General features: G+C 41.7%; 18 protein-coding genes. 14 read left to right on the forward strand and 4 right to left on the reverse strand.

Annotated features, from left to right (window positions below; genetic code table 11):
* Window positions 1-12 precede the first annotated feature (12 nt).
* The 7 genes from ACP14V_RS01230 (at window position 13) to ACP14V_RS01260 (ending at window position 10,654) form a co-directional block, all read left to right on the forward strand.
* Window positions 13-2,256: a patatin-like phospholipase family protein gene (locus tag ACP14V_RS01230; protein WP_272609255.1), complete on the forward strand. Its 2,244-nt coding sequence runs from the start codon at window positions 13-15 to the stop codon at window positions 2,254-2,256.
* Window positions 2,257-2,592: 336 nt separating this feature from the next.
* Entirely contained in the window at window positions 2,593-3,372 is a 780-nt protein-coding gene (locus ACP14V_RS01235; protein WP_272609256.1) for a DUF3108 domain-containing protein, read from the forward strand.
* Between the two features lie 5 nt (window positions 3,373-3,377).
* Window positions 3,378-4,355 (forward strand): tryptophan 2,3-dioxygenase family protein, encoded by a 978-nt coding sequence (locus tag ACP14V_RS01240; protein WP_272609257.1) that lies wholly within the window; start codon window positions 3,378-3,380, stop codon window positions 4,353-4,355.
* A 2-nt stretch (window positions 4,356-4,357) separates the two neighbouring features.
* Window positions 4,358-5,638, forward strand: a complete 1,281-nt coding sequence (locus tag ACP14V_RS01245) for a peptidoglycan DD-metalloendopeptidase family protein (RefSeq protein WP_272609258.1) — start codon at window positions 4,358-4,360, stop codon at window positions 5,636-5,638.
* The gene (pgi, locus tag ACP14V_RS01250; protein ID WP_136565250.1) at window positions 5,638-7,275 is read left to right on the forward strand and encodes a glucose-6-phosphate isomerase; all 1,638 of its coding nucleotides are present in this window, start codon (window positions 5,638-5,640) and stop codon (window positions 7,273-7,275) included. The genes ACP14V_RS01245 and pgi overlap by 1 nt, the downstream gene beginning before the upstream one ends.
* A 169-nt stretch (window positions 7,276-7,444) precedes the next feature.
* The gene (locus tag ACP14V_RS01255; protein WP_136565251.1) at window positions 7,445-10,126 is read left to right on the forward strand and encodes a TonB-dependent receptor; all 2,682 of its coding nucleotides are present in this window, start codon (window positions 7,445-7,447) and stop codon (window positions 10,124-10,126) included.
* Between the two features lie 90 nt (window positions 10,127-10,216).
* Window positions 10,217-10,654, forward strand: coding sequence for a hypothetical protein (locus ACP14V_RS01260; RefSeq protein ID WP_136565252.1), 438 nt, complete (start codon window positions 10,217-10,219; stop codon window positions 10,652-10,654).
* 60 nt (window positions 10,655-10,714) lie between these two features.
* Here ACP14V_RS01260 and ACP14V_RS01265 read toward each other — a convergent pair whose 3' ends face one another.
* Both ACP14V_RS01265 and ACP14V_RS01270 read right to left on the reverse strand, forming a co-directional pair.
* The gene (locus tag ACP14V_RS01265; RefSeq protein WP_272609259.1) at window positions 10,715-11,116 is read right to left on the reverse strand and encodes a JAB domain-containing protein; all 402 of its coding nucleotides are present in this window, start codon (window positions 11,114-11,116) and stop codon (window positions 10,715-10,717) included.
* Window positions 11,117-11,127: 11 nt separating this feature from the next.
* Window positions 11,128-12,171, reverse strand: coding sequence for an endonuclease/exonuclease/phosphatase family protein (locus tag ACP14V_RS01270; protein WP_272609260.1), 1,044 nt, complete (start codon window positions 12,169-12,171; stop codon window positions 11,128-11,130).
* 102 nt (window positions 12,172-12,273) lie between these two features.
* On the opposite strand from ACP14V_RS01270, the gene ACP14V_RS01275 reads away from it, so the two are divergent.
* From ACP14V_RS01275 to ACP14V_RS01300, 6 genes are all read left to right on the forward strand, one after another.
* Window positions 12,274-15,015: a TonB-dependent receptor gene (locus ACP14V_RS01275; RefSeq protein ID WP_272609261.1), complete on the forward strand. Its 2,742-nt coding sequence runs from the start codon at window positions 12,274-12,276 to the stop codon at window positions 15,013-15,015.
* 10 nt (window positions 15,016-15,025) lie between these two features.
* A complete protein-coding gene (locus tag ACP14V_RS01280; RefSeq protein ID WP_272609262.1) occupies window positions 15,026-16,387 on the forward strand; it encodes a DUF5689 domain-containing protein in 1,362 nt (453 codons plus the stop codon).
* Window positions 16,388-16,546: 159 nt separating this feature from the next.
* The gene (locus ACP14V_RS01285; protein WP_272609263.1) at window positions 16,547-18,268 is read left to right on the forward strand and encodes a hypothetical protein; all 1,722 of its coding nucleotides are present in this window, start codon (window positions 16,547-16,549) and stop codon (window positions 18,266-18,268) included.
* Window positions 18,222-18,710, forward strand: coding sequence for a hypothetical protein (locus ACP14V_RS01290; protein ID WP_272609264.1), 489 nt, complete (start codon window positions 18,222-18,224; stop codon window positions 18,708-18,710). The genes ACP14V_RS01285 and ACP14V_RS01290 overlap by 47 nt, the downstream gene beginning before the upstream one ends.
* Window positions 18,711-18,769: 59 nt before the next feature.
* Window positions 18,770-19,282: a hypothetical protein gene (locus ACP14V_RS01295; protein WP_272609265.1), complete on the forward strand. Its 513-nt coding sequence runs from the start codon at window positions 18,770-18,772 to the stop codon at window positions 19,280-19,282.
* Window positions 19,283-19,302: 20 nt separating this feature from the next.
* On the forward strand, window positions 19,303-19,779 hold the full coding sequence (locus ACP14V_RS01300; protein ID WP_272609266.1) for a hypothetical protein: 477 nt from the start codon (window positions 19,303-19,305) through the stop codon (window positions 19,777-19,779).
* A gap of 62 nt (window positions 19,780-19,841) precedes the next feature.
* Here the strand turns inward: ACP14V_RS01300 and ACP14V_RS01305 are convergent, their stop codons facing one another.
* The gene (locus tag ACP14V_RS01305; RefSeq protein WP_272609267.1) at window positions 19,842-20,372 is read right to left on the reverse strand and encodes a lipid-binding SYLF domain-containing protein; all 531 of its coding nucleotides are present in this window, start codon (window positions 20,370-20,372) and stop codon (window positions 19,842-19,844) included.
* A gap of 100 nt (window positions 20,373-20,472) precedes the next feature.
* Window positions 20,473-21,078: a DinB family protein gene (locus tag ACP14V_RS01310; RefSeq protein WP_272609268.1), complete on the reverse strand. Its 606-nt coding sequence runs from the start codon at window positions 21,076-21,078 to the stop codon at window positions 20,473-20,475.
* Window positions 21,079-21,360: 282 nt separating this feature from the next.
* On the opposite strand from ACP14V_RS01310, the gene katG reads away from it, so the two are divergent.
* Window positions 21,361-23,580 carry a catalase/peroxidase HPI gene (gene katG / locus ACP14V_RS01315; RefSeq protein WP_409557924.1) on the forward strand — a complete coding sequence of 740 codons (2,220 nt, stop codon included), beginning with the start codon at window positions 21,361-21,363 and terminating at the stop codon, window positions 23,578-23,580.
* The last annotated feature ends 15 nt before the right edge of the window (window positions 23,581-23,595 follow it).

A 23,595-nucleotide genomic window follows, 5' to 3' on the forward strand; every position in this document is an offset into this window, starting at 1 on the left:
ATAGCAGTTACAATGGCGTTTGTTTTGATCGGCGTTTTGGGTTGGGCCCAGACCGCAGATAGCGAAGCCCCTCCCAAAGTTGGTCTCGTGCTTAGTGGGGGAGGTGCAAAGGGACTGGCCCATATTGGAGCCCTTAAGGTGATAGAGGAAGCAGGAGTCAAGGTAGATTATATAGGAGGAACAAGTATGGGGGCCATAGTGGGGGCATTGTATGCATCGGGGTATTCGGCCAAAGAATTGGACTCCATTTTTAGGGTAACAGATTTTACCAAGCTTATTCAGGACAATGTGCCCAGAGGAGCCAAGACCTTCTATGAAAAAGAAGATTCGGAAAGATATGCCCTAGGTCTTCCGTTCACCAATTTCAATGTAACCTTTCCGCAAGCAATTTCCGGTGGCCAAAACATTTATAATGAATTGGTGCGATTGCTTTTTCACGTAAAGGATGTGCAGGACTTTAGCAAATTGCCCATTCCCTTTTTGTGTATTGGGACCAACGTGGAGACTGGCGAAGAGGTATTACTGGATCATGGGTATCTTCCTGAGGCCATTATGGCAAGCGGAACTTTTCCCTCCTTGTTTGAACCTTCGGAAATAGATGGGGATATTTTGATAGATGGTGGCGTGGTGAACAACTATCCGATTGATAAAATAAAGGCCCTTGGGGCAGATATGGTCATTGGGGTCGATGTACAGCACAATCTATCCACGCGGGAATCCTTGTCGTCCGCCACTGAAATATTGCTCCAGATCAACAATTATAGAACGGTAAATGATATGAAAAAGAAATCCGAGGAAACGGATATCTACATTAGACCGGATATTGATGAGTTTTCAGTCATTGATTTTGGACGGAGCAAGGAAATCGTGGCCAGTGGAGAAGCAGCGGCAAGGACTAAAATAGAAGCTTTACAGACTTTGGCCTCTGAACAAAATTATGCGCCCGAGCCAAAGAAGGAGAGGATTTATGCCATGGACAGTCTTATCATCAATAGATTGATCATACGGGGTAATGATAGGTACACAAGAGGGTATATCAAAGGGAAGCTTAGATTCAATTTGGCCGAGAAAATAGCTTTTGACCAATTAAAACAAGGCATAAACAACCTTTCGGCAACCGGCAACTTTAAGGCCATCCGATATGAACTGGTCTCCAATGGGCTCGGCACGGACCTTATCCTTAAGTTGAAGGAAAACCCTACCAAGATGTTTCTAAAACTGTCCGCCCATTACGATGACCTTTACAAAAGTGCTGCACTGATCAATCTCACCAAAAAGAATTTCTTGATGAGGGATGATGTCGCCTCCTTTGATTTTATTCTGGGAGATCATATCCGATACAATATGCAATATTATTTGGACAAAGGATATTACTGGAGTTTTGGAATCAACTCCAAGTTCACCGATTTTGATGAGGATATCAACTTTGCGTTGATCCGTTCAAATTTTGATGTCCCCAATGTCTCGAACATTCGTGAAATTAGTCTGGATGTTACAGATTTGACCAACCAAATCTATCTTCAAACGGTGTTGCGTGAAGAATTTGCCGGGACATTGGGCTTGGAGCATCGTTTTTTACGTTTCAGTACCCGTACCTTAAATCAGTTGGATCCAGATGCCCCCGATGACTCGATGGAGTCTTCGGAGAGGACCTTTTTTGAAAACTCGAACTATTTCAGCACATTCGGGAAAATAACCTTGGATACGTATGACGATAAGTACTTCCCAACCAAAGGACTTTTGTTTGATAGTGATTTCCATTTTTATTTATTCTCTTCTGATTTCAACAATAATTTTGAGGAATTTTCAGTAGGAAAGGCCCGATTGGGGACCGTAATCCCATTGGCCCATAACCTGAGCTTTAATGTTGAGGCCGAAGGAGGGCTGAAATTTGGGACATCGGCAGTTACATCCTTTGATTTTGTACTGGGCGGCTTTGGAAATGATTTCGTGAATAATTTCATTCCCTTTTTTGGGTATGATTTCCTGAGTGTTATCGGGAATAGCTTTGTAAAGGCATATGGAAGGTTGGATTACCGGTTTGCACCGAAAAACCACCTTCTTTTTTCCGCAAATTTTGCCAATGTGGAAGACGATCTTTTTAGAACTGGAAACTGGTTTACAGAACCGAGTTTTACGGGATATGGAATAGGGTATGGATTTGAGTCTTTTTTAGGCCCTATTCAAGTTTATTATTCTTGGACACCAGAGATAAACAATGACAGTATTTTCTTTAGTGTGGGATATTGGTTCTGATGAGGGAAGATGCATGAAAACCTGCATTTTTCTTAAGAATTTGCAAAAAAAACTGCGTCAGGACACCATTATCGTGCAAGTATAGTTAAAGTCCGTTAAAAACTCATTTTCCTACAAAACCTTGATGTATCTTTACATCAAATAAGGGGTGGTTCCCTTATAACTTTAAGTATTGGTTTTTCATAATTTAAAGTTTGGTTGGTTATTTAGGAAAAGCCCAGTTTTAAGACTGGGCTTTTTTTGTACATACTATTTTGGAACAAGTTTTGTTTAAGTAATTGTAAAGATATTAGCCCCGATGACGATTTTAGTAATTTTATAGCGAACTAACTGCTTATGAAAAAGATACTTATTACATTTTTATTGCTCTGTAGCCTGTCGGGCTTTTCCCAAGAAAAGGTACCGGCGTTCAAAGCGGGCGAATGGCTAAAATTCCGTATTCATTACGGATTTCTCAATGCCAGTTATGCCACATTGCACCTGAGTTCCAAAAATTTGGACGGGGTTCCGGTATACCACGTGGTGGGTGAAGGGAAGACCACTGGATTTGCCAGCATATTTTTTAAGGTAGACGACACCTATGAAAGTTACTTTGGAAGACATGATGGAAAGCCATATAGGTTTATCCGTAAAATTGATGAGGGCGGATATACCAAGGACATCGAAATCGATTTTAATTATGAAAAGGATACGGCGGTCCTAAAAGACAATAAAAATGGCACGCAAATGGACATTCCGGTCCATGATCGCATCCAAGATTTATTGTCGGCTTCCTATTTTTTAAGGAATACCTACGGCCTTGACCATTTTGAGGTAGGTCAATCCATTGACCTGGATATGTTGTTCGATGACGACGGTGTTTTCAAGTTCAAGCTAAAATATTTGGGAAAAGAAACCCTCCGAACCAAGTTTGGAAAAGTGGAATGTCTTAAATTTAGGCCGATGGTTCAATCTGGAAGGGTTTTTAAGGAAAAAGAAAGTCTTACCCTTTGGGTTTCCAATGACCTGAACAAGATTCCCATCCGGATCAAGGCAGATTTGGCGGTAGGTTCCCTAAAAGCCGATCTGGACGGGTACAACGGACTCAGAAATCAGTTTAGAATAATAATGAAATAGCATTGATGAAGAATGATGCGCTAATTCAATCCCAAATAAACAAACTTGAGGAAAAGTACAAAAACTCGGGACAAGACCTGAGTTCGTACTTGGATGGATTGCTTTACCAAAGATACCTTACCTATTGGGACTACATTCACCTAGATACACTTTTGAGCATTCAGGTGCCCCGAACCCATTTTCCGGATGAGGAGATTTTCATCATGTATCATCAGATCACGGAACTCTACTTTAAACTCATTCTTCATGAACAAAAGCAGATAACCGAAGATAAATCCCAAGACCTTCGTTACTTCATAGAAAAGGTCAATAGGATGAACAACTATTTCAAGGCTCTAATATCATCCTTTAGCATAATGATCAAGGGGATGGAGCGGGAACAGTTTCTAAGATATAGAATGGCATTGCTCCCTGCAAGCGGGTTTCAGTCGGCCCAATACAGGATGATAGAGATTTATGCCACCCCATTGGAAAATCTGGTGTACCATACCGAGCGGGATTCATTTTCTTCCCAAAACGAAATAGAGGAGCTTTTTGAACATATTTATTGGAAAAAAGGAGCAACGGATAAAGCCACAGGGGAAAAGACACTTACCTTAAAACAGTTTGAGATACGGTATACCCCAAGATTGCTCAGAATTGCCAACCAAGTAAAGGAGAGTACCATTTACCACAAATACCTTCAACTACCCGAATCTTCCAGAAAGAATAAAGACCTGATCAAGGCGTTAAAAGATTTGGATATCAATGCCAATGTTAACTGGCCCTTGATGCACATGGGCTCAGCATACCGATATTTGGCCAAGGAAAACCAAGAAGTGGATGCCACTGGGGGCACCAATTGGAAGCAGTTTTTACCACCAAGTTTTCAAAAAATAATATTTTTCCCAACTTTGTATTCAGAAAATGAGTTGGATGAGTGGGGAAAACAATGGGTGGATCATATTTTTAATCCCGCAAACAAAGAATACAAGGAAACATAAGCATGCATAAATTTTTTGGGGCAACTTTGGCATTGATAACGGTATTGGTGTCATGTAAACAGGACAAGGTTTTGGTGGATGAATTGGTGAAAGTTGAAACCATAGTGAAACCGCCAGTAACACATTTTGGATTCAATCTTGAGGAATTCAATGTGGTCCATGATACGGTAAGAAGAGGGGATAGTTTTGGGGAGCTAATGCTCAGAAACAAAGTGGACTATCCAAAAATTGCGACTATTTCAGAAAATTTCAGGGATACTTTCGATGTTCGGAAAATTAAAGTGGGTAAACCCTATACCATTCTTAAATCCAAGGACACTTCAGAAGTAGCAGAGATTTTTATCTATCAAAATGATAAAATAAACTATACCGTAGTGGATCTAAGGGATAGTGTAACGGCATACAAGAGCAAGAAAAAAGTAAAATTGAGAGAGCGTGAAGTTGGGGGTGTCATCACCAACAACCTTTCCGAAACCTTGGATAACTTGGGAGTTGACTACAATGTTACCATAGACCTTTCTGAAATTTACGCATGGACCATTGACTTCTTTAGATTGGAAAAAGGAGACAAGTTTAAAGTCATTTATGACGAGCGATACATTAACGATAGTATTTATGCAGGCCGTGGCCCCATAAAAGCAGCCTTGTTTGAGCATAAAGGGAGAACCATTTATGCATTTCCTTATGTGACCGATTCATTGAAGAACATCTTGGATTATTACGATCAAGAGGCCAATAACCTGAGAAGTACGTTTTTAAGGGCCCCCATTAAATTCGGATATAGATTGTCTTCCAGATATAATCTAAAACGAAGGATTGCTTATTACGGCTATAAGGTAAGACCACACAAGGGGACCGATTATGCAGCGCCTATTGGAACTCCGATCATTGCCACGGCAGATGGTACCGTAACCGAATCTACCCGAAGGGGAGGTAACGGAAAATATGTGAAGATCAAGCACAATAGTGTTTATAGCACCCAATACCTTCACATGAAAAGTCAAAAGGTGAAAAGAGGAGACTTTGTGCGCCAAGGCGATGTAATTGGATGGGTAGGAATGACAGGCAATACAGGTGGCCCCCACGTATGTTATCGTTTTTGGAAGAACGGTAGACAAGTGGATCCCTTGCGGGAGAAGTTGCCTACGGCCGAGCCTATTGCAGATTCGCTTCGAACACAATATATGGCGCACATAGAGCCCATCAAGGACCAATTGGATTGCATAGAATTTGTAAACCCTAACCCAGAACCTGAAGAAACCTTAATATCATACAACCAGTAATGGCATTTCCCAAAATCGACCCAACTACAACCCAATCCTGGAAAAAACTATTAGCACACTATCAAGAGAACAAGGATACCCATCTCAGAGAACTTTTTGCCCTAGATGCTGATCGTGGCAAGAAGTTTTCCCTTTTGTGGAATGATTTTTTGGTGGACTTTTCCAAAAATCGAATTACTGGGGAAACGCTTGACCTTTTATTGGACTTGACCGATGATGTAAAGCTGAATGAAGCCATATCTGCATATTTTCAAGGAGATCTGATCAACCAAACTGAAGGACGGGCGGTGCTGCATACTGCACTAAGGGCTAAAAAAGGAGATAAGGTCTTGGTGGACGGGGAAAACATCGTTGATGAAATTTATGAGGTAAAGGAAAAGATGAAATCGTTTTCCGAGTCTGTTATTTCAGGGAATAGAAAGGGATATACCGGTAAGGCATTTACAGATGTGGTCAATATAGGTATTGGTGGGTCGGATTTGGGGCCGGTTATGGTCGCCGAAGCCCTAAAATTCTATAAAAATCATCTAAAAACACATTTTGTAAGTAATGTAGATGGGGACCATGTGCATGAAATACTTAAGGAACTCGATCCCGAGACCACACTTTTCGTAATCGTATCCAAAACATTCACCACACAGGAAACGTTGAGCAATGCCCTTACTATTAAAAAGTGGTTTTTAAAGAAAGCTTCGGAAAAAGATATTGCGCAACATTTTGTGGCCGTATCTACCAATCTTGAAAGAATCAAGGAATTTGGTATTGCAGATGAGAATGTATTTCCTATGTGGGACTGGGTTGGGGGAAGATTTTCCTTATGGAGTGCGGTAGGGTTGTCCATTGCCCTTTCGGTGGGCTATAAAAACTTTGATGAGCTTTTGGCAGGGGCCCATGATATGGACATGCATTTTAAAGAAGCCCCATTTTCTGAAAATATACCAGTTGTCTTGGCCCTCTTGAGCGTTTGGTACAACAACTTCTTTGGTGCCGAGACCGAGGCTATTATTCCTTACACCCAGTATTTGAGTCGTTTTCCTGCTTATCTCCAACAAGGAATCATGGAAAGTAACGGCAAAAGTATGGATCGTGCGGGGAGCAAGGTAGACTATGAGACCGGAACCATTATTTGGGGAGAACCAGGTACCAATTCGCAACATGCTTTCTTCCAGTTGATTCATCAAGGCACCAAACTTATCCCAACAGATTTCATAGGCTTCAAACAATCATTGTATGGAGATGCAGACCATCACAACAAACTTATGGCCAATTTTTTTGCCCAGACGGAAGCCCTTATGAATGGTAAGACCGAGGTTGAGGTGAAGAAAGAATTACAAGCCCAAGGACTGCCCGAAGACCAACTTAAATTGTTGCTACCCTACAAAGTTTTTGAAGGCAACAAACCCACCAACACTATTTTGATACAAAAACTAACTCCCAAGAGCTTAGGCTCATTGATCGCCCTCTACGAGCATAAGATTTTTGTGCAAGGGGTAATATGGAACATCTTCAGTTATGATCAGTGGGGCGTGGAATTGGGGAAACAGTTGGCCAAAAATATTCTAGGCGACATAGAAAATTCTGAAATTGGCAAACACGATAGCTCCACACTAAATCTTTTGCAGTTTTTTAAGGGATAAATTAGAGGGTTCTTATTAATTGGAAATTCCGGTAACCAATTGCTTATCAACAGATTTTGCTTGTTAAATTTGTGTTAACTATATTAGCTTCATTTAACCTTGACTTAATCATGATGTTTTAAAAATACATCACTTTTGCAGGGCAAATTAAACACTAAAACACTGAAAAATGAGAAAAATCTACTTCGCTTTTGTGGCGCTTTTTGTTTCCGCAATGGCATTTTCACAAGGAACTATTACTGGTACCGTAGTGGATGGTGAGCTTGGAGGCCCACTTCCAGGAGCCAGCGTTATGGTAAGGGGAACTTCTGTAGGTACCTCTACGGATTTTGATGGAAACTTTACCTTGGAAGTCAACCAGGCCTCTGGTACCTTGGTGGTTTCCTATATTGGATTTGTTACCAAAAATATTGCATTTAGTGCAGCGGGTAGCGTAGGAACCATAACTCTTCAACCAGATGCTGAGGAATTGGAAGGAGTTGTAGTTGTAGGTACTGGTATTATTGACCTTGCTGCCGACAGAAAAACGCCAATCGCCGTTTCTTCGATTCCCGTAAAGATTATCCAAGAAAAAATAGGGACCCAAGACGTTACCATGACCTTGGTGAATACACCTTCTGTATATGTGTCAGGCCAAGCCGGAGGTTTTGGGGATACCAATATGAGGGTGCGTGGTTTTGATCAGGATAACACTGCCTTTCTTTTGAATGGTCAGCCTATCAACGGAATGGAAGATGGTTTGATGTACTGGTCAAACTGGTCTGGTCTTAACGATATTGCTTCTGGAGTTCAGATTCAGAGGGGTCTAGGTTCTTCCAAATTGGCCATTTCCTCTGTTGGGGGTACAGTAAACTTTGTGACCAAGGCCACAGAAATGGATCCAGGTGGATTTGGATACGCCACGGTAGCTAACAACAACTACATCAAAACTTCTGCAGGATACAATACTGGAATTTCCGATAAAGGATGGGGTTTGAGCGTTATGCTTTCCCACTGGCAAGGAGATGGCTACAATGAGGGAATGTTTGGTGAAGGACAGACTTATTTTATTTCTGTAGGGTATCGCCCAAACACAAACCATAACTTCAACTTTTTGATTACTGGTGCCCCTCAGTTCCACGATCAAAACTTCACCAAGCCCATTGAAGATTACTTGGAGTATGGTATGCACTATAATAACAACTGGGGTCTATACAACGGTGTTTACAAGACCGAAAGGAGAAACTTTTATCACAAACCTGTGGCCAACCTAAACTGGGACTGGACCATTGATGACACTTCTAGTTTGTCTACCGTTTTGTACGCCTCTTGGGGTAACGGTGGAGGTACAGGTGACCGTGGTAGCCGTATAAGAACAGATGAAGGACGTATAGATTATGATGCCATCTATGCCTTTAACAATAGCGTGCCCAATGGAGCGGGAGGTTACTTTGCTGCTGGTGGCGGTTATGTTACCCGTGCTTCCATGAACTTGCACAACTGGTATGGATTGATTTCAAACTTTGAAAAGCAACTTTCAGACAACCTTAGCTGGAACGTAGGTTTTGACCTAAGGACCTATTACGGAAAACACTTTAGGGTAGTATCCGATTTTCATGGACTTAACACTTGGCAAGAAAACATTCGCCTAAGAGATCAAAACAATAATCATGAAACCTACGGCACTTTTGGAACTTATAAAAGAGTAATTGCTACTGAATCCTTCAGACCTTCTGGATGGGCAGCAGCCTTTAACAGTTATCCTGAAGACCAAAAAATTGCCTACAGCAATGATGAGCGAATCTCTTATGGTGGATTGTTCACCCAATTGGAATATGCTACTGACCAATTCTCGGCATTCTTCCAAGGATCCGTTTCAAACCAATATCACCAAAGGTTTGATCCTTACCAATATGCAGACCAATCTTTGATCAATGGCACTTCTTCACAAGGAACAGATGAACCTATACCTGCTGGAATAACCGATGGTGTTGACTCTGAGAAAGTGAATAACTTTGGGTATAATGCCAAGGCTGGTTTCAGCTACAACCCTACTGCCGAGCATAGTTTCTACTTTAACACGGGATACTATAACCGTCAACCATACCACGATAACATTTACTTGAACTTTACCAACCAAGTAAATCCATTGACCGAAAATGAAAAAATCTTTGGTCTTGAGGCGGGATATGGGTACTCCAGCTCTATATTCTCTGGAAATATCAACTTGTACAGAACTTCATGGAAAGACCGTGTTGTTACCAGTTCCGATGTTGTGGACGATGTTGTGACCTATACCTCTAACTTTGGTACGGAGCAATTGCATACTGGAGTTGAGTTGGATGTTAAGGTTAGACCCGCCAGAGGACTTTCTTTCAATGGGTTTGCTTCTATTGGAGATTGGCAGTACAAAGGAGAGGCTGTTACCCAAGTTACTGATGAAGACCGAAATGTATTGAGTACAGAGAATGTTGATATCGATGGTGGAAAAGTAGGTGGTGCCGCCCAGCTTTCTGGTGGACTTGGATTTGCTTACAGAATTACAGATATGATTTCCGTGGATTCCGATTTCAGATACTATGACAATCTGTATTCAGATGTTGGTGCTATCAAGGAAAACTTGGAATTGCCATCCTTTAGCCTATTGGATGCAGGGGTTACCTTTAACCTGCCTGTGGGGATAGACAAAACCAGAAACTTGAAGATCAGGGCCAATATGAACAACGTTCTGGACAAGGAGTACATTTCTAGATTGACTACTGCCAACTTTGCCGAGGCAGGAGACGAAACCTATGAAGGTATTGCCGTTTCCAACCAAGGTTATTTTGGTTTGGGAAGAACGTGGAACGTTACCCTTCGCTACGATTTTTAATCAAAGCTAAAAAATAGATAGAAGACCCTGCCCATTGGCAGGGTTTTTTAATATATAAATTCCGTATTTTTAAGCTCACAAACTATACCTATGGAAATCATCAAAAACCTACATTCTTATTTGGCCTACGTGGTTTTGGCCGTTTTGGTAATCGCTGTAATCAACGCCATAGCTGGCTGGTTGGGCAAAAAAGACTTTACCATGCACAAGGATCTCCGCATAAGCCTTTTTGCCTTGATTTTGAGCCACATTCAGTTGTTGGTGGGGCTTGTACTGTATTTTATTTCGGGCAATGGGCTAAAGGCCATCCAGACCTTGGGAATGGGAGGACTAAACTCAGCTGCACGCCTCTTGGCTGTGGAGCACCCCTTTACCAACATTATAGCCATAGTTCTGATTACTATGGGTTGGTCCCGTCACAAAAAGTTCATGGAAAGCGAAAAGAAGTTCAAGAGCATTGCCATTTTTTATGGCATTGGACTTTTACTCATCTTAAGCCGTATTCCTTGGGGGCAGTGGTTTAACTAGTTTGTCATTCCCGCGTAGGCGGGAATCTCATTCTTTCTCCTTCAATAAGAATACTTTTTCTCAAATGGTCACATAGTTCATCTCCGTGATGATAATGTGGTCTAACACTTCAATCTCCATGAGGGCTGCGGCAAGTTTCATCTTTTCGGTGAATTCTAGGTCCGCTCCACTGGGTTCCAATTTTCCGGAAGGGTGGTTGTGACAAAGTATGATTTTTGTACATTTTTTGGACACGGGTAAGCTCAACACCTCCACTGGTTTAATGATATTCCGGTTACTGGTGCCTATGGTGACTAGTTCAATATATTCAATATCGTTTCCAGTGCTCAGACCTATGGTCCAGAAGTACTCCTTTTTTCGGTGAAGTTTGTTCTGCCGCCACAATATTTTTTGCATGATTCGGGCAATATCGGCCGTGCCTGAAATATGTTCTTCCCTGTTTTCGGATACATCTAGATTCATGAGACTTTGATTTACTGGAGATTAGACTGTTTTATCAGAAAAATATAGGACGGAAAATGATCACTGTAACCGCCGGTATAGCTCCCCCCGGAATAGGTCCGTATGGGATAGCCTTTGTATTTACCCTTTTGGGTTCGTAAAAAAGAAGGGGAATAAATACCGGCCTTCCAAAAAGTCAATTCCGTTTTATCGGCATTGATAAGGTTTGAGGTCATAAAGAACTGGTCAAAAAGGTTCCATTTGTCCCTATAGGCCAGCGAGCCAATGCCTTTCCGATACAATTTTTCCATCGGGTTGAATAGGTCTAAGCTGTCCAACTGTTGGGGTTTTCCCTTGGTCTTCAAGATTCTTGTCAAGCTTTTATCAGTTGGGTCATCGTTTAAATCCCCCATGGAAATGACCTTAGCCCTCCAATTGATGGTTCTGATTGAATCTATGATGCGTTTGTTCAGCAAAGCTGCCCTTACCCTTTTCGGACTACTGGTTGTGGTTCCTCCTCTTCGTGAAGGCCAATGGTTAACAATAAAATAGACCTCTTCCTGGTCCATTGTGCCGCCAACCACAAGTTGGTCCCGGGTATAAACCCGTTCTCCCATATCATCAAATAGCAAAAGCCTATGACTTTTAAAGGATGTTGGCAGAAAAGACTCCTTTTTAAAGAGTAAGGCAACATCAATCCCGCGGCCATCTGGCGAGTCAAAATGTACAATACCATAATCTTTCTCCAAAAGGTTGGAGTGTTGGACAAGGTCTTCCACTACTTTCCTGTTCTCTACTTCGCACAGACCAATGACGTCGGGTGAGGTTTTTGATGTTTCCTCCCCAATCTTGGATAGCACTTTGGAAATTTGGGACACCTTTACATTGTACCGCTCTTCGGTCCAGTGATAACTTCCTTCGGGGGTACGGTCATCATCAAATGTGAGCGAATCATTGACGGTATCAAAAAGATTTTCAACATTATAGAATGCAATGGTTCTTATGGTGTATGTGCTGGACTTTTGTCCGTGGAGTGAGGTCGATATTAATACAAGTAGGCATATTAATAATCGCATTATGTTTTGATTTTGCCGTTAAAATAGGTAAAATTGTGTAATTGCCTTACAAAGCTGAACGAAGCATAGCCCAAATTTTGTTTAATTAACCTACCAATAGCTATGAGAACAGCTTTGCTCTTGGCTGTGTTCTGTTGTACAAATGTTCATTTTGGGCAACAGGGGACAGTCATTTTGGGTAGCGTGCAAGAAATGGGAAGAAACTTACCTGTGCCCAATGCTACCGTTACCATTGAAAATACGTCACGTAATTTTTTTACCGATGCCAACGGAAATTTCGAAGTTCAAGTTCGCCAAGTCGGTGAATACGTTTTAAAGATTTCGGCACCTGATTTTGTTCCAAAAAGGTTTTCCCTATACTTTGAAGGTAAACCCATAGACCTTGGACATGTTTTTTTGGAGAAGGACATTATTCAGGAAAGATCGGACAATTTAATTACTCTCACTGACGGAGACCTTTTGGATGACGGGGAAGCCGTATCTGGGGCTCTTGGCCTACTGCAATCCACCAAGGATGTTTTTTTAAACCGGGCCGCCTTTGATTTTGGACAGGCTTTTTTTAAGGTTCGGGGTTACGATTCCCGTAATGGAACGGTCTTGATCAATGGCATTCCCATGAACAAATTTTTTGATGGCAGGCCTCAATGGAACAATTGGGGTGGACTCAATGATGTAGTACGGAATCAAGAATATAATCATGCGCTGGACATAAACTCCTATACCTTTGGGGGTATTTTGGGGAATACCCAAATCAATGTCCGTCCTTCGGGTATGCGGCCCGGTATTCGCTTGTCCAGTTCCGCATCCAATAGAACTTATAGGGGAAGGCTAATGGCAACCTACAATTCTGGACCCTCCCAAAAAGGATGGGCCTACTCATTTTCAGCTTCACGCAGGTGGGCCCAAGAAGGATATGTTGAGGGAACATTGTACGACGCCTATTCCTTTTTTGGAGCATTGGAGTACCTGCCCAATTCAAAAAGCAGTCTGTCCCTGACCGCAATTTTATCCCGTAACCGAAGAGGACGTTCCGCTGCACTTACCGAAGAGGTGTTTGACCTCATGGGAAACCAATACAATCCCTATTGGGGAAATCAGAATGGAGAACTACGAAATTCCCGGGAACGTGAAATTTTTGAACCGCTCTTCTTGTTGAATTATAAACTCCAAAGTGAAAAATTTAGTTGGAACGTGGGCGTAGCCCATCAATTTGGAACCAATACCAGAAGCCGTTTAGGGTACTTTAATGCACCCAACCCAGATCCAACCTATTATCGGTATTTGCCCAGTTATTTTATCAACAGTTCCATTGGTGCCGATTTTATAAATGCCGATTTGGCGCGCGAAGGTTTTTTGAAGCACCCACAACTTTCATGGGAGCATCTGTACACAGCAAATACAAATGCGAATAATCAAGGCAGGGCGGCTTATGTGCTTTATAACGACGTTGCCGATGACACCCAGACAACCATGGCAACCAGCATGGAATACAATATCAATGAAAACATAAACCTGGGTTTTGGAGGGAACTTTAAAACACTTTCCTCAGAGAACTATGCTGAAATCCAAGATGTGTTGGGGGCGGAATTTCATGAAGACAAGGATTCCTTCTCCAATACCTTGAATGATGCCAATGGAAAACTGGAGAAGACAACAGGCGATAAATTCAATTACAACTACACTTTGGACACATCACAATTTGAAGCCTTTGGCCAGCTTTCCACCACACTGAAAAAGTGGAGCGGTTTTGTCTCTGCATCCATTTCAGGATATAAAGCCCAGCGAAATGGTTTGTTTGTCAATGAACGTTTTTTGGAAAACTCAATGGGAGAAAGTCCAAAAGTCAGCTTCTCCAATATGTCATTTAAGGGTGGGCTCACCTATTTTCTTTCAGGACGCCATTGGTTTACGGCCAATGCGGCAAAGGTGGAACGGTCGCCAACGCTTCAAAACATCTTTATAAACCCAAGGGAGAACAATGAAGTCGTTTCCGAGATTCAAAAAGAGACCATTACCACGACAGATGTAAGCTATTTTGTACGGTTACCCAACTTGACGGGGCGTTTGACGGTCTTTTATACAAGGTTCATGAATACCACGGACATTAACTTCTTTTTTGTGGACTCGGGGCTTGGTTCGGATTTTGTTCAAGAAGTCATTACGGGCTTGGATAGATTGCACAAAGGGCTGGAACTGGGTTTGGAATATGAAGCCTCCTCCAGTGTAAAGCTGACTTTGGTAGGGAATCTGGGCGATTATGTGTATGCCAGTGACCCTTCGGTGCAAATCAATTTTGATACCGCAGGAGCCGATGAGGACCTTATCGACCCGGAAGGGGACATAGATTTGGGTATTGCCAAGGTAAAGGGTCTAAAACTGGCCCAAGGTCCACAAACAGCCCTTGCCTTGGGCGTGGAGTACCGCAACCCCAACTATTGGTGGTTCGGGGCAACGGCCAACTACCTTACCAACAACTACATTAACATCTCTACCATTTCCCGTACTACTAGTTTTTTGTTGGACCCAGAAACCGGGGAACGTTTTCCAGATGCCACCGATGAAAATGTGGCCAAAATTTTAAGGCAAAAAAAATTGGAAGACATCTATTTGCTCAACCTCATTGGCGGAAAATCATGGCTGGTCAACAAAAAATACATTAGTCTGTTTGCCAGCGTCAGTAATCTTTTTGATGGTGTTTTCAGAACAGGTGGATACGAACAAAGCCGAAATGGCAATTTTGGCCAATTGCAGCAAGATAATCTAAGCGGCACCCCATCATTTGGACCCAAATATTGGTACAGCTATGGGAGGACCTATTTTTTAAATCTCGCCATAAGCTTCTAAATCAAGAAACATGAAAAATTCAAACAAGATAAGTGTGCTATTGCTATTGATCATGGTTGTGGCCTGTGTAAAGAACACGGAATTTAATCAACCAAAAACAACATGCAATTCAGGGCTCAAGGTAAATATCAGCTTTGCCGAACTTGAAGGGTTATTGGGAGATGGAGCTGTGCAAATCCAAGAAGATTTGGTGTTGGAGGGGTATGTGATCTCATCGGATAAAGCAGGAAACTTTTTTGGAGTTTTATATCTACAAGATGCTCCGGTAAATCCCGTTCACGGGCTTGTTATTGAGATGGATTTTAGGGAATCCCATTTGTTTTTTGATGTAGGGAGCAAGGTTTTGATAAAGTTGAAGGGACTGTATCTCGGTAAAAGTGGTGAGACCCTTAAACTCGGAGGTACCTTTACTTCCTTCGGAAATGTTTCTGTAGGGAGATTGCCCGGTTTGAAAGTGATGGAGCATGTTTTTCTTTCATGTGATGATTTGACCGAGATACAGCCTACAAAAATTATCATTCCCGAGATTGAAAATGCTACCGTGAACACCTTGGTCCAATTGGAGGCTCTTGAATTTTTGGAAGAAGAACTGGGACAGTCTTTTGCGCTTCCAGAAGAAGAGACCATACGCACTCTGACCGATTGTGCCGAAAATGAAATGGCATTGCTCAATAGTGGGTATGCCGATTTTCAGGCAGAAACCCTCCCTGAAGGCAATGGCTCTATAACCGGTATTCTTGTGAAAGATGGAAAACAGTTGCAGTTGGTCATCCGGGATTTGGAGGATATTGATTTTACCCAAGAGCGTTGTCCAGAAATCATCACGGAATTCACATCGACCCAAATCTTTATTTCAGAATTGGCAGACCCGGACAACAACGCAGGAGCACGCTTTGTGGAACTCTATAATTCCGCATCGGAACCCTTGGATTTAAATCTGTGGACCCTACGTCGCTATACCAACGACAATACCGAAGTAAGTTCAACTATAGATTTGTCTGGGCTGGTCATTGGCGCAGGAGGTACTTTGGTCATATCGCCAAACGCCGCTGAGTTTGAATTGGTGTATGGATTTCCTCCCGACCTAGGGGTTTCCACCAACAGTCCGGCAGATTCCAATGGGGACGATAATTTAGAATTAGTAGACCCCTTTGGAACGGTCATAGATGTTTTTGGTGTGGTTGGAGAAGATGGCTCGGGGACCAACCATGAGTTTGAGGACGGCAGGGCTTTGCGTAACCCGGACATTTTGGAAGGAAATCCCAGTTACACCTTTGGTGAGTGGACCATTTTTAATGATACGGGAGATTCAGGTACCACCAAAATGCCCCAAAATGCCCCCGATGATTTTACACCTGGAATAAGGGATTGACCTACAACTCCACACAGAATTTTCTACACATTAATTGAGAAGGGGTATCCACCAATCCAAATGGGTCACTCATCAATCGGGCCTCGATGTGCACATCCTATTATAGTACCTTATCCAAGATAGAGCCGCATGCCCCAATACCATTTAAATCTTTTTATTATGGACCAAAGAAAAACGTATTGGGCTATTCCAAAAATGGCCATTTTATTGCTTGTATTGGCTTCCTGTGAAAAGGAAGTTGTGCAGACCAATGACCCCCAACCCATTGCCAAGGAGCAACAGGACACGCTTAGGATGATCAAGCTGGGCAAAAAACTGGAAAACCCCTATTCCGTAAAGAATATGAGGAAGGCTTATGCGAATCTGATTAAAAAACTGGAGAAAAGTCAAAAGAACTATGGCTCCCAAACTTTGAAGGATTCCTCTGAAATTATCACTACGGACTATTATGTGAAATTTTGGGTGGAAAATGATGAACAAAAGCAGTTGCTATTGGCAGATTCCCTCAATCTTTCAGAGATTCCGTTGGATGTGGAGATAAAGCAGGAAGGGGATTATTATGTAGACGAGAACACAGAAATTCTAGAAGCGCAGTGGTTGTATGCTTCTGTACTAAAAGATTATAAAGTCCCAGATGGGATTTCTTATGAAAAAGTGGAGGACTTGTTTCTTGTTGAACCTTCAAATGTCGATACAGATGAAGACGGACAGGATGATTCCAAAACCACAACGATTGCAGGTAAGACAGGAATCTCCAAGGAGTTCCTGTTCGATTTGGAGGACGAAGCACTTCGGTTGACTGGTAATTATGAAGAATCGGCTAGCTCCTATCAAGAAAAAAGCAAGAAGACTCCCCAAGGCTATGTGAAAGTCTACAATACCGTAACCAAAAAGATGGATCCCGTAGTTGGGGTAAAAGTAAAGACGAGGCGGTGGTTTAAATGGGCCAAGGGATGGACCAACTCCAACGGTTATTACAAAGTGAACAGAGGCTACCGAAGGGATGTTCATTATACCGTGGTCTTTAAAAATACCATAGGATTTAAGATTTGGCCTTGGTTGGCCAGTGTTTCATCAGCAAGATATAGGGCCGGAAAGCATAGTAGAAATGGATATAATGTTAACTTCTCTACCAGTTCAGTGGGTTGGCGCTGGGCCACCGTGAACAATGCAACTGTTAAGTATTTTAATTACTGTGCGCAAATGGGCATTGGAAAACCCCATAACAATTTGCGTATTGTGGCTTTGGGGGGAACAGGCTATTCATCGGCACCCATGTTAAGGAGAGTGTGGGGGTATGCCGGTTTTACAACAAATTCTAAAGTATCTACTTTTATTTCGAAGGCAAACAAAATTGCGTTAAAGGCAAATATAATTTGGATTTTGACAAAATTCATACTTCCTGATGTGATCATTAGATCAGGTTCAAGTAAGGGAACGGATGGGGTGTTTTCCACTACTTTTCATGAATTGGCCCATGCTTCCCATTTTAAAAAAGTTGGCAGCGGATATTGGATGAAGTATATCAATTATATCATTACCTATGGGGCTTACGGAAATGGACATGGGAAAAATGCTGGTTATTGCGGTGTAGGCGAGATGTGGGGGAATTATCTGAGTGCCGTTTTATCAGATAAAGAATTTCCAGCTTCATACAAAAATCATGGGTCACATGATTATTTGGATGAAAATGAAGATTGGTACAACCCAGGATTTTTGCAAGATGTTGACAATATTCCCGATGTCACAATACTGGAGATTTTTGATTGTTTGAAGTCAACAACAGACACATTTCCTGATTTAATAAAAGAGTTGAAATTAAAAACAATATACGATGAAAAAGTTGACGTTGCATTTTCAAAATATTCTGATTGGCCTTAGTTTATTAATTTGTTTTGGGTGCGTTTTGACAGAAATAGACCCACCTGAAAAACACTATTTGGAAAAATATCTAAACTCTTCTAATGAGACAATTACGATTAAAATGTTAGATGTTTCTGAAATGATAGTTGTGAAAAGCTTTTTATTGCCATCTGGTGATGAAAGAAGCGGATTATACCAAGATCTATATTTTAATGGAGGAGATAACCCAGTTAAAAATTACATTGATGATTTATCCAGAAGTAATATAAAAAGGATTGAAATATATCTTGGAGATATAATGGTTAAAGAATGGATATTAGAGCCATCAGGGAATTATGGTATGGGAGAAAATAATCCTTTTAATTATGATTCATGGGTGTTTGAAAAGATTGAGCCAACAGGGAATAATATAGTTGGTAAAATTACTTTCACCATAACCAATGACGATATTGGTAATTAATGGCCCATGGTAGGGGAAAGAGCCAGCCTCTTTTTAAGTAGCTATTTTTTAATTAATTAATGAAAAGATTGATATCGCATTTTCCAATTATTCTGATTGGCCTTAGTTTGCTGGGTTGTGACCCTCAGGAATCATTATATGTAGATTTCTATCAGAGAGTTTTCGAAAACACATCTAATGTTGAAGTGAGTATTGTATATCACAGCATTGGGTCAACAAATGAAAAGTCGGATACACTTATACTAAAAGTTAATACGAAAAGGGTTGCCAACTTTTCATCATCTGTTTCTTCAGATGGAGTAAGGGAAAGTAATTTGAAGCTGATCGTTGAGAGAAATGTAGACGTTTTTTATGATAACCTAAATGATTATGGAAAATTTGAATTGTTTGTTGGAAACGAAATGAAAAAAGAATGGTTGGGTCCTCCAGATTATTTGGGGATTGGCATTAATAACCCCTATAATTATGACTCTTGGAGCATTGTTAAATATGATCAACCTATAAGGGATGGTGATTATATTAAACATGGAGAAATCATATTTTCTATTTCAAATGATGATGTTGGGTTATAGATCTTTTAACTAATTAACGAATGAAAAGATTTATACCGCATTTTCCAATTATTCTGATTGGCCTTAGTTTCTCGTCATTTAATGGATGCGTATTTCCTGAAATGGACCCTCCTGAAAATAGAGCTATTGTTAGGTTCTTAAACACTTCTGATCAGGAAATTAATATTAATATGATTAATCATCCGCTTTCGGGAGACGGTTCTTTGATATCAATAAATGTTGTGCCAAATATGGAAGGTGGAAACAACAATTTTGTTTATGAAAACAATGCGATAGATAGTTATTTCTCCATTATCCAGAATAGCGATACTAAAATTCAAATTATTGCAAATGGTAACCTAGTGAAAGAATGGACAGGACCTATAGACCATTATGGTATTGCAGTAAACAGTCCTTTTAATTATGATTCATGGATGTTTGAAAAGATTGAGCCAACAGGGAATAATATAGTTGGTAAAATTATTTTCACAATTACTAATGACGACATTGGGAATTAATCCGTAATAATATATTAAAAGTCAGCCCCTTTAAGGGGCTTTGAGTTTTATGGCAAAAGCACTTAAAATGGCTTATAGCCAAACTTCTGTCCCCCTACCGAGGCATCGGCCATAAGACCGGCCTTGGGGAGGGCAAAAACGGCCACGCCGTCTTTGTATTTGGCGTTAAAGGCAATTCCCGATTTTAGGGCCACCGCTGAGGTTTCTGCCGCAAATTGAAATTTCCCTTCCTTAAAGCGGTCCAAATCTGTGTCTGTCTCAAAAAAGATAACCTCAATTATGGCCTGTCCACCTGCTTGTAGACCTATGTTTAACTTTTTAAGGTCAGCCATTCCAATAGGATTGCCATTTTCATAGACCACTCCATTACCGGAAGCCCCACCAATGATAAAGCCCCCTTTTCCCACATTGGGAAAGATCACATAACCCGCCGAATTGTCAAAAAAACCGTCAAGGTTGGGGGCAGCCTCCAAAAGGGCGGTTTTTGCCTTCTTGGCACCGGCCATGATTTTCTGGTCCTTTTTATTCTGTGCAAACAAACTGGTGCCAATCATTAAAAAAGCGACCAGTACAATTGATTTTAAAGTCTTCATAGTGTTCATTTTGTAGTGTTTCCTCAAAGTTAAAAAACAAACCCTCTCCATTTTGGAAAGGGTTTGCCAATTAGTGTTAAGGAAAACCTATTGTTTTCCCTTATTTTGGAAACTTGGTGTGTGCCATAACTTCCTTCATTTGCAATACGTGGCGTTCGGTGTGGCCAGCGGCAAAAATGATCAATTGCACCCCATCCACAGGGCCAAACGGAAGATCCTTGCTATACCGGTTTCTAAGATCGTCCTCGGTGGTTTTTACATATTCAATATGGGCATTCCTTTTTTCCAAAAAGGCCTGTAGGGTGTTTTCAAAAGACTCAAACTGTCCACTAGGTTCAAAAGCTTCCGATGTTTTTACCTTATTGCTCCGGTCACTGATATTGGTCATTATGTCTTCATCCTTAAATACCAGCGAATCCTTAAGGACTGGATTTGGGCCAGCTCCAACTGTTTTTTGGATCAATCCCCCAAAGCCATTTTCAGTAACGGCCAAGTGTTCTACACATTCGGCAATGGACCAGGAGTTTTCATCAGGTTTAAAATTTAGCTGGGCATTGGTTAGACCCTCCAAAACCTGGGTCATGTGGTTACGGGTCTCGGTAAGATGCTTCAACATCCACTCACGATCTTGCTCATTGAGTTTTGTGGTATCCGCGCTGAAACTGAAAAGTATCAATGCAGCAAAAGGTAAAATCAACTTTTTCATAATCTATAGGGTTAAAGGTGTTGTCATGATGTTTTTATGGTATGTGGCTATGGAGCACAAAAGCAGCCACAGTATAAAGATAAGGTATGATAACGCCCCTTAAAGGGGGTAAATATGCCAAATCAAGGGGTTATTTCCGTAAAAAGAAGCGGCAAGATCAGAAAGGCTATAAATAGATAAATTTTATGTTTTAATAGTATTTTAATATCAATTATCTATATCGATGGAGGTCATTTTCGTAAATTTATAAAGGATAAAAAATAACTTAAACAACATACTATCATGAGTAAAGAAATGGCAAACGGGGCAGATGCAAGTCAGTGCCCTTTTTTGAGTGAAGTTGCCGGTGGAGGTACACAAAATGAAGATTGGTGGCCCAATCGACTTAAGTTGGAACTGTTGAGCCAGCATTCGGAAAAATCAAATCCGCTTGGAGAAGTTTTTAACTATGCCGAAGAATTCAAAAAACTGGATTATTCAGCACTGAAGAAGGATCTTTTGGATGTAATGACCGATTCACAGGATTGGTGGCCTGCCGATTTTGGCAGTTATGCCGGATTGTTCATCCGGATGGCTTGGCACAGCGCAGGAACGTATCGTGTACAAGATGGCCGTGGAGGTGGTGGAAGAGGGCAACAACGTTTTGCACCTCTAAATTCTTGGCCAGATAATGTGAGTTTGGATAAGGCTCGTCGCTTGTTATGGCCCATCAAACAAAAATATGGTCAGAAGATATCTTGGGCAGACCTTATGATTTTGGCCGGAAACGTTGCCTTGGAATCAACGGGCTTCCGCACCTTTGGTTTTGCTGGAGGTCGTGAAGACGTTTGGGAGCCGGATCAAGATGTATATTGGGGTAACGAAACCGAATGGTTGGCTACGAGTGATACACCCAATAGCCGCTACTCGCACAATAAAGAAGAGCGTGATCTTGAGAATCCGTTGGCAGCTGTGCAAATGGGATTGATCTACGTAAATCCGGAAGGACCTGATGGTAACCCGGACCCCGTGGCCGCAGCGCATGATATCCGAGATACCTTTGGGCGTATGGCGATGAACGATGAGGAAACTGTTGCATTGATTGCAGGAGGGCATACCATTGGTAAAACACACGGTAATGGTGATGGCGCAAAAGTCGAAATGGATGCAGATCCAGAAGCAGCAGATTTGGCAACGCAAGGCTTTGGCTGGGAGAATAAAAATGGTTCAGGAAAAGGTCCCGATGCGTTTACTTCTGGATTGGAAGTAATTTGGACCTCTACCCCTGTACAATGGAGCAATGACTTCTTTAAGTTCTTGTTTGAATATGAATGGGAATTGACCAAATCTCCAGCGGGAGCACACCAATGGGTAGCTTCAAATGCAGAAGCTATCATCCCAGACCCTTTTGGCGGGCCTAACAGAAAGCCAACCATGTTGACAACCGATCTATCCTTGCGTTTTGATCCCGCTTACGAAAAAATATCCCGTAAATTCTACAACGATCCACAGGCCTTCGCCGAAGCTTACGCCCGAGCTTGGTTTAAATTGACACACCGTGATATGGGACCTGTTTCCAGATATCTAGGTCCAGAAGTGCCGAAAGAAGAGTTGATTTGGCAAGACCCCATTCCAGCAGTGGATTATACCTTGGTGGATGCTTCTGACATAAAAGCTTTGAAAGCTAAAGTATTGGATTCCGGGGTTTCCGTTTCTGATTTGGTGTATACCGCTTGGTCATCTGCCGCTACTTTCCGTGGTGGGGATAAGCGTGGTGGTGCCAACGGTGCCCGTATCAACTTGGAGCCCATGAAAAGTTGGGAAGTAAACAAAGGCACTGATAAGACCATAAAAGTACTGGAAGGCATCAAAGATGATTTCAACAGTAATGCTGGTGGTGGGAAGAAAATCTCCTTGGCCGATATGATTGTATTGGCGGGTAGTGCCGCGGTTGAAAAAGCAGCTAGTGATGCCGGTGTACCTACGGAAGTGCCATTTACCCCGGGACGTAATGACGCGACCCAGGAGCAAACCGAGGTTGATTCTGTGGACTATTTGAACACGCCTTATGATGGATTCAGAAACTATGTGGTAAAAGGAGTAAAAGTTCCTGCAGAGCATTTGTTGGTGGATAAAGCACAATTATTAACGCTTACTACCCCAGAAATGACCGCTCTTGTAGGTGGTTTGCGGGTACTAGGTGCCAACTTTGACGGTTCAAGGCATGGGGTGTTTACAGACAATATCGGAGTGTTGAGCAACGATTTCTTTGTGAACTTGCTCGATATGTCCACTGAATGGAAAGCCGCCAATGAGGAGAAATCACTTTATGAAGGAGTTGATCGCAAAACAGGCGATTTTAAATGGTCCGGTACTCGGGTCGACCTTGTATTTGGTTCCAACTCCATCTTGCGTGCCCTTTCAGAAGTATATGCAGAGTCTGGGTCAGAAACAAAATTTGTAAAGGATTTTGTGGCGGCGTGGACCAAGGTTATGAACCTAGATCGTTTTGATCTGGCGTAACAAAATTAGAAGAAA

Source organism: Flagellimonas alvinocaridis, assembly GCF_965248585.1.
GTDB classification, from domain to species: Bacteria; Bacteroidota; Bacteroidia; order Flavobacteriales; family Flavobacteriaceae; genus Flagellimonas; species Flagellimonas alvinocaridis.

Excerpts from the sequence above, each read along its gene's own strand:
- ACP14V_RS01230 (WP_272609255.1), top strand. The coding sequence starts at position 13 with ATGGCGTTTGTTTTGATCGGCGTTTTGGGTTGGGCCCAGACCGCAGAT.
- ACP14V_RS01235 (WP_272609256.1), top strand. The coding sequence starts at position 2,593 with ATGAAAAAGATACTTATTACATTTTTATTGCTCTGTAGCCTGTCGGGC.
- ACP14V_RS01240 (WP_272609257.1), top strand. The coding sequence starts at position 3,378 with ATGAAGAATGATGCGCTAATTCAATCCCAAATAAACAAACTTGAGGAA.
- ACP14V_RS01245 (WP_272609258.1), top strand. The coding sequence starts at position 4,358 with ATGCATAAATTTTTTGGGGCAACTTTGGCATTGATAACGGTATTGGTG.
- pgi (WP_136565250.1), top strand. The coding sequence starts at position 5,638 with ATGGCATTTCCCAAAATCGACCCAACTACAACCCAATCCTGGAAAAAA.
- ACP14V_RS01255 (WP_136565251.1), top strand. The coding sequence starts at position 7,445 with ATGAGAAAAATCTACTTCGCTTTTGTGGCGCTTTTTGTTTCCGCAATG.
- ACP14V_RS01260 (WP_136565252.1), top strand. The coding sequence starts at position 10,217 with ATGGAAATCATCAAAAACCTACATTCTTATTTGGCCTACGTGGTTTTG.
- ACP14V_RS01265 (WP_272609259.1), bottom strand. The coding sequence starts at position 11,116 with ATGAATCTAGATGTATCCGAAAACAGGGAAGAACATATTTCAGGCACG.
- ACP14V_RS01270 (WP_272609260.1), bottom strand. The coding sequence starts at position 12,171 with ATGCGATTATTAATATGCCTACTTGTATTAATATCGACCTCACTCCAC.
- ACP14V_RS01275 (WP_272609261.1), top strand. The coding sequence starts at position 12,274 with ATGAGAACAGCTTTGCTCTTGGCTGTGTTCTGTTGTACAAATGTTCAT.
- ACP14V_RS01280 (WP_272609262.1), top strand. The coding sequence starts at position 15,026 with ATGAAAAATTCAAACAAGATAAGTGTGCTATTGCTATTGATCATGGTT.
- ACP14V_RS01285 (WP_272609263.1), top strand. The coding sequence starts at position 16,547 with ATGGACCAAAGAAAAACGTATTGGGCTATTCCAAAAATGGCCATTTTA.
- ACP14V_RS01290 (WP_272609264.1), top strand. The coding sequence starts at position 18,222 with ATGAAAAAGTTGACGTTGCATTTTCAAAATATTCTGATTGGCCTTAGT.
- ACP14V_RS01295 (WP_272609265.1), top strand. The coding sequence starts at position 18,770 with ATGAAAAGATTGATATCGCATTTTCCAATTATTCTGATTGGCCTTAGT.
- ACP14V_RS01300 (WP_272609266.1), top strand. The coding sequence starts at position 19,303 with ATGAAAAGATTTATACCGCATTTTCCAATTATTCTGATTGGCCTTAGT.
- ACP14V_RS01305 (WP_272609267.1), bottom strand. The coding sequence starts at position 20,372 with ATGAAGACTTTAAAATCAATTGTACTGGTCGCTTTTTTAATGATTGGC.
- ACP14V_RS01310 (WP_272609268.1), bottom strand. The coding sequence starts at position 21,078 with ATGAAAAAGTTGATTTTACCTTTTGCTGCATTGATACTTTTCAGTTTC.
- katG (WP_409557924.1), top strand. The coding sequence starts at position 21,361 with ATGAGTAAAGAAATGGCAAACGGGGCAGATGCAAGTCAGTGCCCTTTT.